A 10,532-nucleotide genomic window follows, 5' to 3' on the forward strand; every position below is an offset into this window, starting at 1 on the left:
ATTTGGTGATTTATAGTATAAAGATAAATGTAATTTTATTTATTTGTACGATTTAATTGCCTTTTTTGCTACTCTTTTGGCTTGATTGGGATAGAGGTTATATATTAAGATACATGTTACAACTATATATTGTATAAGTCGTGGCAAATTACGCAGTATTACCCCGTTAAACCTACTTGGTGTAAGTAGGTATAAACCTTATTTTTTGCCATACTGCCTACCATTACGTATAAAAAATATTGTGGTAGTATTTACTTCCTCTTATAGTTGGAATAACATAAATAAAGTTAGTTTTTTTAATCAAATAATTTTATTTTTCAAATTTAAACCAGTCTAATTGCATGTTACTCTCTTTAGACCCATTAAATATTAGAAAAAGATCCCTCTTACCAATAAATCCTTCAATATCACAAGATACGTCTTGCAAAGAATTATCATTTGATAAGGGTAATTTAATTTTTCCTAGTAGATTTCCAGATGTACTATCTGTACGAATTTCTAAATACCCCACGCCACCTTCAATTGATGCTTTAGCAATAAATTTATTATATACTTGATTAGAAGTTATATTTGCATACCTAATCCAATCTCCATCTTTTATATTAGATAAAACAAAACCTTTGTCTTGATTTCCTCGTTTTTGTATTTCTCCAGAAATTTCATAATACCATTCAGACTCAATTTTACTCCAAGATGCATTGTATTGCCCAACACCATTTTTGAAATGCTCGTCTAAAAATTTTGTATCTGTTACAATTTTTCCTTGATCGTCAAAATGGCAATAGGTAATTATTGTTTCTCTATACTTGTATCCTGGCTTTTGGTAATAACACCAGATATGGTAAAATTGACCTTTCCACCAAAAAAAGCTACCATGTGCAAATTCTCCTAAATTATATCCATTTCCAACAGATCCAGTATAGTTGTATGGTCCATAAACGTTGTTAGAAGTAGCATAATTTTTACCCCAGCTTAAGTAATATGTGTTTTTATAATTGAAAATATAATTTTTGTCCATCCAAGCGGGGGCATTTACCCATTCTTCCCCCTTAATTATTATGGGTTTGGGGAATTCAGCTAAAGAAATCATATCATTATTCAATTTTGCAATTTGATAGCCGCCACCTTCTTTATCACCATAGATGATATATGGTGTTTTTTCTTTATCATGATCAATTAAAATTGTTGGATCGTGCATTGGAGAAACAAGTGGTTTCCCAAGAGGATCTTTATATAATCCAGAAGGAGAATCGGAGACCATAACACCAATCCCTCTCTTTTGGTCCGAAAAGTAGAAATAGTATTTACCATTCCTACTTTCAGCATCGCCTGCCCAGCAATCGCCGCTATTATCATCCATGTAATTGTCTTTTGGACTAATCGTTTCCCTTAAAGACCAATTTATTAAATCGGTTGTTGAAAAGATTCTCCAATCTTTCATAATCCATGTTTTGTCGTGCGGATCTGAATCATGACCACTAAATAAAAAAATAGTATCATTGAACACCCTTATATGAGGATCGGAAATTCCAATATTTCCGATGATAGGGTTTTGTGCAAAACTTATTTGGAAACAGATAATGCTTAGTAATAGAGTTATCACTTTTATTCTTTTCACCATGTAGATATTATTTGTCTTTAAAAGCTTTTATTATTTCTAAGGTAGATTTATGAGGTCTTCCTGAGGCTTTTTCAAAATCAGAGGGAACATTATTTATACCAATTTTAATTCCATTGTAAATACCGGCAATAACGGTTCCCATGAAATCGCCTAATGCGGCCTTTCTTTCCCTCTCGTAAGCTTCTACCGACACTGAGTTATACGTTAGTTTTGTATTAAATACTTGATTGATAAATTCTGTTAATTCGGTCTGCGTAATTGGAGCGCCTACTAAATTATATGTCTGCCCGTTGTGTGTATCGTTCAATAACATTTTTGTATAAGCAAGACCTAATTCATCTCTGCTGGTATAACCACATTTTCCATCGCCTGCACAGTTTCTAATCTCACTTTCTTTTACATAAATATCTATATACTCAAGGTCGGGTTCAATGTAAATTCCATTTCTTCCAATTACCCAATTTAACCCCGATTCTCGCACATCTTTTTCAGTCTGACGATTGCTTTTTACGATTGGGCTAAAAGCAGTTTTTTCTTCGTCACCAATAATGCTTGTGTAAACTATTTTCTTTACACCATTTTGCTTGGCAGCTTCAATTACATTTCTATGTTGCTGGATTCTATTTTCGGGATTGTCCATTCCTGAAATCAACAGAACTGAATCTATTCCATTTAAAGCTTTATTAAAATCCTCTCGGTTATTATAATCTCCTTTTCTAACTTCAATTCCCAAATGAGAAGCTTTTTCAGGTGTTCTTACAACCCCAATTAAGTTCTCTTTACCAATGATGCTTTTTAGTTTATTTACAATGGAAGTACCCAACTGTCCACTTGCTGCCGTAACTGCAATTTTCATATACTGGTTTTAATTTTGTTTAACATTAAATATATGGAAATTAGGACAGAAAATAAGTGGTTTTTTTCGATTTAGCGACTTAGGAAATAGACAATAACCTTTCGATTAAACACTAATTGCTCTATTTGCTAATATAATGTTGTAAGTGGTTTTTCCTTATTACTTACATCGTTTATTTGTAAGAATAGTTGAGTGTTTGTATTCGATGATTTTTCGCAGAAAAACTAGATGCCGCAAACATAAAGTCTCCTTTTGATTAAGCAATAAATCGTTTTTATTTTTCAGGTTTTAAGTTTGGAATAAAACTTCCATTTTTCCATTCTAATTCTCTACTTGTTTTTTTAATTTCTATCCAATTTGTTTCTTCATCTTCATAATTTCCTATTTCTTTTTGATAAACTACTTTTCCTTTTACTCCTTTTTCATCTGTTGGAAAAATTAAATTTTCTTCGAACCAATAAATTCCAGCATCGGATATTTGTGATATTTCAAAAACTTTTTTTAATTCTGTTTTAGTCTGAAAGAAGAAGATTCCACCACCATCAATTCCGCAAGCCTCGCCTAAATAATTGATAAACAAAATATTTTCCAGGTTATCAATTCCTTTATTATCGTAAAGATCTATTGAAAACTGAGAAGTAATTAATTTAGAACTACTTTCGTTTACTTCAGTTTTTTCATTTAAACGGCGAATAATTATTAAGTAATTATCTTCTACTTTTTTATAAACAAAAAAATATGATGAGTTTTTAAATTTCTTTTTTTCTAATGAAATTAATCCTCCAAGAATGTAACCAACCTTGTCTTTGTATCTAACTTTATAAAAAGAGGATTCAATACCGTTATAATTTAGTTTATAGTCAGTTTTTTCTAGTATTTGGATCTCTGTTCCAATTTTAAGTAAATCAATGACTTCAGAGGATGAGTCTGGAAGTTGTCTGAATTTAACATCATTTCCAAATAAATAATAGTTTTCTCCGTTTTTTAAATCAAGATTTGGGTCATGATATTTTGTTTCTTGACTAAAAGAAAATTTTGTAATTAAAAGGACTAATATTATTAATTTGTTCATTTTTAGTTGTTCGGCTAAATTTGATGTAAGGTTCTTTTAATCGGATTAATTGTTTCGAAAATTAATTGTTTGAAGTGCTCTTGGTGCTATTTCTATTTTATAAGTTTTGGATTTTAAAGTTAGCTGCAGTTCTAGGGGTGTTGTGGTTCTATTAAAGACAACTACCGCAATGGATCCATCGGTGTTTATTGCTGCCGTATATGCAAGCCCTTCAAGCTCTTTTCCAATTAATTCTATCCTGTGTGCTCCAGGTTTTATAAACTTACTAAAATGGCTTAATAAGTAATAGAGAGGTGTGTAAATCACCTCGTCGGTAACTGGGTTAATCAATACGGGAGCACTATTAAAGTTGTCGTAAGGATTTGGTTGCCCTTTATTACTTAGAATCATACACCATTCAATGTAACCTTGAACTCCGTGATTAAGATCTGTGATTATATCGTAAGCGTAGGTGTCGAACGGTACAAAAGTACCAGCATAGTCAGTACTTTCCCTCCAGTATTGACCTACCGGATCGTTAGCGTCAATGTCAATGCTCGATTCAGTATGAATCATTCCTTTGTTTGGCCAAGAAGTTCTCAAAGTATCTAATTCTTTCTTATACCAATTATTTTCTTCAAGTTCGGAGTTAGCATACCAGTGAAACCCAGTACCCCATGCATATTTAGCAGCCTCAACGTCGTTATAAATAGCTCTAGCATAATCGTTCATTGTAGACTTATTATGGTCATATATTAATACTCGTAATCCAGCATCTAAATCGTTAAGATTCAGATGGCCATCTTTAACAAGTTGAGGGCCTAAGTAATCCCGTAAAAAGTCGCGGCTTTGCTCAGCAGTAAATCCATTACTATCCCAACGTGCATTATGTGCATGAAGCGGTTCGTTTTGTGGAGTAATTCCCCATAGGTTTATGCCTTGCTCTGCATAAGCGCTTACGTACTTTGAAAGATATTTTGCCCAAACTCCATAGTATTGAGGTAGTAAAGTACCGTTTGTCATTTCTGAGGTTTCTCCAGATTTCATCCACGAAGGTGGGCTCCAAGGAGAGGCAATGATATTAAAATTGGCTCCTTGAATACTTTTTGCTTCAAGTATCATTGGGATAATGTCATAATTTGGTTCTATCAACTCTATACCTCTTACTTGATTATTTTCTTCACCAGTAAAACCTTTCATGTCTTCGTTTATACTGAAAGAAGAAAGACTTGTATCTCCAGAATCAACATAAGTGTAGTGGCTATTTGAATAATCACTGCTATTAATGTGTGTACGTGTAAGGGAAAAACCAGCACCTTCTGTTGGACTGAAAAGACGTGTTAATACTTCTTTACGAAGTGTTTTTGGAATGGTCGCCAAGTTCCATGCGGAGGATTCGGTAAAAGAAGCTCCAAATCCAACATACTCTTGAAATTTTAGGTCGGGATTAATCTGTAAACTAACTTTTTTGATTTCTCCAACTGTTTGTATCGTTTGGTTTTTTGTAATTAATTTGAGATTATCTCCAGATTGTGAAGTTTGGTATACATCAACTTTATAATCTTTATTTTTAGTAGAGCAGGAGTAAATTAAACTTAATATAGTTAGAATTTGTACAAGAGCAATATTCGGTTTCGGTAATCTAAGCATTAATTGTTAATTTAAAATTATTGAAATCATTCTATTTCAGGTAGTTAATTTGCTACGTGTTTGTATATGGATATGCACCTAATTTAGTAAATAAAAACTGAATAGAAAAAATCTGCAAGGGTTTTAGTAAGTAGGCTACGGCGCTATCATTTCGTTGATTTTTAGTAGTTTGTGTTTTCTGATTAATTAAATAATAGATTATTAATTCAAAGGCCAGTTTTATAGATTCAAAACTAGTAGTTAATATAATGGTTATAGGCTCTAGAAGCTAAGACGCATAGTTTTGCTATTCTAAAAACGAGCTAACCGAAAATCATTTAAAAGAGTAGGTAGCAATTAAATATTTAAGTTATGAGCTTACAAAAGCAATTATTTTTTAAGATCCAGATTTTTCTGTATCAGTTAATGGTAAATTCGTTAAATATAGAGGCTTTAGGAAATAAAGAGAAGTATAATCAGGATACTCCAATTGAAGTATTTTATAACCCTGTAACTATTCCAGAAATTAAAATATTCTTTAGAAATTTCCATATATCAAATTCTTGACCGCGATAATAATCTATTGCCATTATACTAGCAAATATTAGTCCACCAAAGAAACTCGATTTTATAATTTGTTTAATTTTATTACTAAATTATTTTTTTCAATTCAGCGTCCAGTTATTTATGTTTCTTTATTTAATTCCGCAAACAAGCTAAAAAAATAGTTCTGCATTCTATTTCACGTTTGAGTAAAAATTGAGCGTAATTCATTCAGAGTTTACTTGTTAGAATACAGTTTTTATAAATTCCGATTTTTAAGTTCTGAGTGCGTTCCGCAATGTTTTAATAAGCGCTTTTAGGTTTGCAACTTATAAACCACGGAGCAAAGGCAGCATGCATATAATCTTTTTGTTGTAACTTTTTTAGTTTTTTTAATACGAGACATTCTCGTTTTTTTTGCTCTTATAGCATAGACTCATTATCTGTTTTATAGCCTAAAAGATAAGGTGAATATTGTTCATTAATTATAGTTTTATCTCTCTTTTTGGAAAAGCTATATTGCTTAAAATTGAATTTCAGATTATCTATCTTGCTTTTAATATATTTTAAGTTGCTTAGAGATGTCTTTTTTGTGAGTTTTTTTTAAAAAAAAATATGTTTGTTTAACAATCATTATTAGTTATATGTTTTAGGGAACATTACTTTTGCAATAGAAAAAAATAATTATGATTAGACAATTATTCATAATACTCCTATGTCTTGCTTTTGGTGAGATTATAGTCTATTTCACTGGTATAAAAATACCCTCAAGTATTATAGGTATGTTGTTGCTAACAGCTGGACTTCAATTTAAAATAATTAAACTTGAATGGATACAAAGTATTACTGATTTTCTTTTAGACAACATGGTATTCTTTTTTATCCCACCAGGAGTAGCTATTATGTGTTATTTTGATTTAATTTCAAAAGAATTAGTGCCAATATTAGCGGCAATTTTGGGTAGTACAGTTTTAGTGTTATTAAGCACAAGTTTTACACACCAATTGTTGAGAAAAATAAGATCTAAGAAACTAAAAAAAGATAACAAATGAAACTTATTTCAGAGCCTTATATGTTATTAACTATAACCGTGGGTATTTATTGGTTAACTAAGTCTCTTCAAAATAAAACAAACTCAGTTCTTCTAAACCCAATATTGATAACTATAATAGCTGTAATATCTATTTTAAAATTTGCAGGTATCTCTTATGAAACGTATCATGATGCGGGAAAATATATAGAATTTTTTCTAAAACCTTCCATTGTGGCATTAGGTGTGCCATTATATCTTCAATTAAGTAAAATAAAAAAACAAGTTATTCCAATTGTTATTTCGCAATTAGTGGGGTCTATAGTTGGGATCATTACGGGAGTATTAATCGCTAAATGGTTAGGTGCTTCAAATGAAGTTATAATTTCAATAGCACCCAAGTCTGTAACTACACCACTTGCAATAGATATTTCATCTTCAATAGGAGGTATTCCATCACTTACAGCTTCGATGGTTGTTATGGTAGGCATCTTTGGTTCTGTTGCAGGTTTTAAAATCTTGCAAATCTTTAAGGTGAAGAACCCAATGTCAAGAAGTCTTTCAATGGGTACAGCAGGTCACGGTCTTGGAACGGCTCAAGCCATGGCTATTAGTCAGAGGTTTGGTGCGTACTCGAGTATGGGACTTATTTTAAATGGTTTATTTACAGCTATATTTACTCCTATTATTTTGGCTATGCTTGGGCTTATATAATGTGAACATAATCAGCCAATTTTATGATTATTTAACTTCCGGTTCCACGTCTTTTTTTATAAGGCCTTCGTCTTGTTTTTTTACGAACAAGTGTAGGCTTCCCTTTTTTAGGACACCTTAAAATTCGACAAATAATTATTATTAAGTTCAGATTTGATGAAGAATTTAAATTCTTCATCAAATCTGGGCATATATTCTTTAGGAGATATGTTCCCTAAAGATTTATGTGGATGATTAAAATTATAGTCCTCTCTACAGTTATCGCTAATTTTTTGGAGCTGGTAAATGTCATTAAAATAATAGGCATCTAATATCTTCTCTAAAGAAACGATTAAACCTTTTTATATATCCGTTCAGCATAGGTTTACCAGGTTGTGTGTATTTAATTTTAATAAAATTCTTTTTACACCAGTTCATAAAGGTCTTAGAGATAAACTCTGGGCCATTATCACACCTCACATACTTAGGAGTTCCTATTTCTTCTTTTAAATATTCTAGCGTTTCAACGACAGCTCTCGCTGGATAAGAAAGACCTGCGTTAATCGCAAGTGCTTCTCGATTACAGTCATCAATAACGTTAAACACACGCACCTTTCTAACATTAGTAAGCGCAGCACTCTCCAGCATTCATTGAGTGTTGCAGGAACTTCTAAGGGGTGTTTTATACTATTTTTACAATTTTAAAGATAGATTTTAAAAACTGTATTTAATAAAATTTATCACTTTCTCTTTTTTATAACACATTTAAGTGCTCTAAAATTTCTTTTAGTTCTATTTAATTATTAATTGATTTCTAACTTGTTGGTTTTAATATTTTTTCACATCTAAATATGATAAGAATATCGTATATTTATTTATAGAAAAACGATAGCTACTATGGCACTACTTCAAGAATGAAAAAATAGATTACCAAAACTTAAATAGGGTAATTTCTTATTGCCCAAAGGGCTAAAAATCTAATACAAGTAACTTTAATTACAAAAACATTTTTAGAAATAAGAATATTAGTTTTTGTTTTCTAAATGCTAGAATTAAAAGTCCTGAAGTAGTTTTAAAGGCTTTTTTAAGCGTTAATTTATATTTTGGAATACCATTTAGAGTTGAGTGTTAGCAACAATGGGTAAAAGATATTGAATAGATTTTTTTAATAAAAAGTATTAAATATGTATTTAGCAATTATTGTAGTTTTTGTCATAGGTTATTTAGGTATAGCTTTAGAACACAGTATTAAAATTAACAAAACGGCCTCAGCTTTACTTCTAGGGGTATTATGTTGGACTTTATTAATTTTTGGGACTCAGACTATTTTCCCCAGTTTAAACCTTGTAGATTCTTATAGTTTTATTTCCGAAGAATTGTTAACCCATATTGGTGAAATAGCAGAAATTTTATTTTTTCTAATAGGAGCAATGACCATTGTAGAAATAATGGATGCCCATGAAGGTTTTAGTATTATAACCGATAGAATTAAGATAAAAAAGAAAAGTAGTTTACTTATAGCGCTAACATTAATCACTTTTTTTCTTTCTGCTTTGCTAGATAATTTAACAACATCTATTGTAATGGCAGCTGTTTTAAGAAAAATGATAAAGGATAAAAAAGATTTATGGCTTTTTGCATCTATGGTGATTATTGCTGCAAATGCTGGTGGAGCTTGGTCGCCTATTGGAGACGTAACAACCATTATGCTTTGGATTGGAGGTCAGATTACCGCATCCAATATTATTACAGAGATATTTATTCCTAGTTTAGTGGCAGTTGCTATTCCGTTAGCTATTTTTAGTTATAGGCTAAATGGAGATGTTGAAATTACGATTTTAGGTTCGGAATCGACTGTTAATCAATTAAATAAAGCGAGTCGTTTTGAAAAATATTTAGTGTTTTTTACAGGAGTCTTTGTTTTAATTTTTGTTCCTGTTTTTAAAACATGGACACACTTACCACCTTTTATGGGGGTTTTGTTCGGGTTAAGTGTTATTTGGATTTTAACCGAAATTCTTCATAAGAAAAAAAATGATGAAAGTAAAAAAGCATTATCTATTTCTGGTGTCATTCAACGTATAGATACTCCAAGTATTTTGTTCTTTTTAGGAATTTTAATGGCTGTTGCAGCATTACAAACAGGAGGATATTTAACACAACTTGCAGGCTTATTGGATGCTAATTTTAAAAGTATATATGTCGTTAATACATTAATTGGACTACTGTCTTCAGTTATAGATAATGTACCAATGGTTGCAGGAGCAATGGGCATGTATTCTATGGAAACTTACCCTGTAGATAGTGCTTTTTGGGAGTTGCTAGCATTTTGTGCTGGTACAGGAGGTAGTATTTTAATTATAGGATCTGCAGCAGGAGTAGCTATTATGGGAATATTTAAAATGAATTTTGTATGGTATCTGAAAAAAGTTTCATTAGTGGCGCTTTTAGGCTATTTATGTGGCATTTTAACCTATATGGTATTGAATTAATTATAGCTAAATTTTCATTTTGTGATTAAACCCAAAAAGATCATCTTTAATTTTTTTTACAGCTCTACATTAAAAACAGTAGTCAATAAAAAAGCATCAATTTCATTATGTATTATACTGATATAGGTTGACCTTTTTTTTGATTATTTCTACCGTTAAAAAGATTTTTTTTAGCCGTTTAGAAGGCAAAAAAATAGTTTGAACTAGTTCTGTTCTTAAATCTTAAGTTCAGGTAAATTTACATTATTTTTTCGATAGGATTTGTATTTGATGTTAGGATATAAATGCACATCAGCTGGTTTTCTTAGTCCCAAACTAAAATTTGCTCTTAGGTTATTATAAATATATACAGCTTGATCGGTCATTTTTTGAACAAGCTCTATGTTTTTGATGGTTTGTTTTAATCCGTATTCGTATTTAAGAGCTCTGTTAATTATTTTAGCAACAGCGTTTTAATAAGGGTTGTACTGTTCTGTCATACTCATTGTAATGTTGTTGTTTTCAGCGAATGTTGTGTATTTCGGATCGCAGTATTGAAATCCTCTATCCGAATGATGGATAAGCTTTTTATCAGGGTATTTCCTATTTTTAATGGCCATAGCGATGGCATCCGTACA

The 10,532-nt window shown here is 31.1% G+C and carries 9 protein-coding genes and 1 pseudogene; 4 read left to right on the top strand and 6 right to left on the bottom strand.

What is annotated here, in order from left to right; all coding sequences use genetic code 11:
- Positions 1 to 310: 310 nt before the first annotated feature.
- The 4 genes from M4I23_RS18125 to M4I23_RS18140 all read right to left on the bottom strand — a co-directional run bounded on the left by M4I23_RS18125 (position 311) and on the right by M4I23_RS18140 (position 5,178).
- Positions 311 to 1,621, bottom strand: a complete 1,311-nt coding sequence (locus M4I23_RS18125) for a family 43 glycosylhydrolase (protein ID WP_249755330.1) — start codon at positions 1,619 to 1,621, stop codon at positions 311 to 313.
- Positions 1,622 to 1,628: 7 nt separating this feature from the next.
- Entirely contained in the window at positions 1,629 to 2,477 is an 849-nt protein-coding gene (locus tag M4I23_RS18130; RefSeq protein WP_249755331.1) for an SDR family oxidoreductase, read from the bottom strand.
- Positions 2,478 to 2,751: 274 nt separating this feature from the next.
- Positions 2,752 to 3,549: an SH3 domain-containing protein gene (locus M4I23_RS18135; protein ID WP_249755332.1), complete on the bottom strand. Its 798-nt coding sequence runs from the start codon at positions 3,547 to 3,549 to the stop codon at positions 2,752 to 2,754.
- 45 nt (positions 3,550 to 3,594) lie between these two features.
- Entirely contained in the window at positions 3,595 to 5,178 is a 1,584-nt protein-coding gene (locus M4I23_RS18140) for a glycoside hydrolase family 30 beta sandwich domain-containing protein (RefSeq protein ID WP_249755333.1), read from the bottom strand.
- A gap of 351 nt (positions 5,179 to 5,529) precedes the next feature.
- Between M4I23_RS18140 and M4I23_RS18145 the strand changes: the two genes are divergently transcribed.
- The 3 genes from M4I23_RS18145 to M4I23_RS18155 all read left to right on the top strand — a co-directional run bounded on the left by M4I23_RS18145 (position 5,530) and on the right by M4I23_RS18155 (position 7,444).
- Positions 5,530 to 5,724 (top strand): hypothetical protein, encoded by a 195-nt coding sequence (locus M4I23_RS18145; protein ID WP_249755334.1) that lies wholly within the window; start codon positions 5,530 to 5,532, stop codon positions 5,722 to 5,724.
- A 662-nt stretch (positions 5,725 to 6,386) separates the two neighbouring features.
- Positions 6,387 to 6,752, top strand: a complete 366-nt coding sequence (locus tag M4I23_RS18150; RefSeq protein ID WP_158851026.1) for a CidA/LrgA family protein — start codon at positions 6,387 to 6,389, stop codon at positions 6,750 to 6,752.
- Positions 6,749 to 7,444, top strand: coding sequence for an LrgB family protein (locus M4I23_RS18155; protein ID WP_158851024.1), 696 nt, complete (start codon positions 6,749 to 6,751; stop codon positions 7,442 to 7,444). The genes M4I23_RS18150 and M4I23_RS18155 overlap by 4 nt, the downstream gene beginning before the upstream one ends.
- Before the next feature lie 107 nt (positions 7,445 to 7,551).
- Here the strand turns inward: M4I23_RS18155 and M4I23_RS19980 are convergent.
- Positions 7,552 to 8,071: pseudogene (locus tag M4I23_RS19980) on the bottom strand (transposase).
- A 536-nt stretch (positions 8,072 to 8,607) separates the two neighbouring features.
- On the opposite strand from M4I23_RS19980, the gene nhaD reads away from it, so the two are divergent.
- Positions 8,608 to 9,915, top strand: a complete 1,308-nt coding sequence (nhaD, locus tag M4I23_RS18165; RefSeq protein WP_249755336.1) for a sodium:proton antiporter NhaD — start codon at positions 8,608 to 8,610, stop codon at positions 9,913 to 9,915.
- A gap of 452 nt (positions 9,916 to 10,367) precedes the next feature.
- Here nhaD and M4I23_RS19985 read toward each other — a convergent pair whose 3' ends face one another.
- Positions 10,368 to 10,520, bottom strand: a complete 153-nt coding sequence (locus tag M4I23_RS19985; protein WP_368736184.1) for a hypothetical protein — start codon at positions 10,518 to 10,520, stop codon at positions 10,368 to 10,370.
- Positions 10,521 to 10,532 lie beyond the last annotated feature (12 nt).

Source organism: Algibacter sp. L4_22 (assembly GCF_023473045.1).
Taxonomy (GTDB): Bacteria; Bacteroidota; Bacteroidia; order Flavobacteriales; family Flavobacteriaceae; genus Algibacter.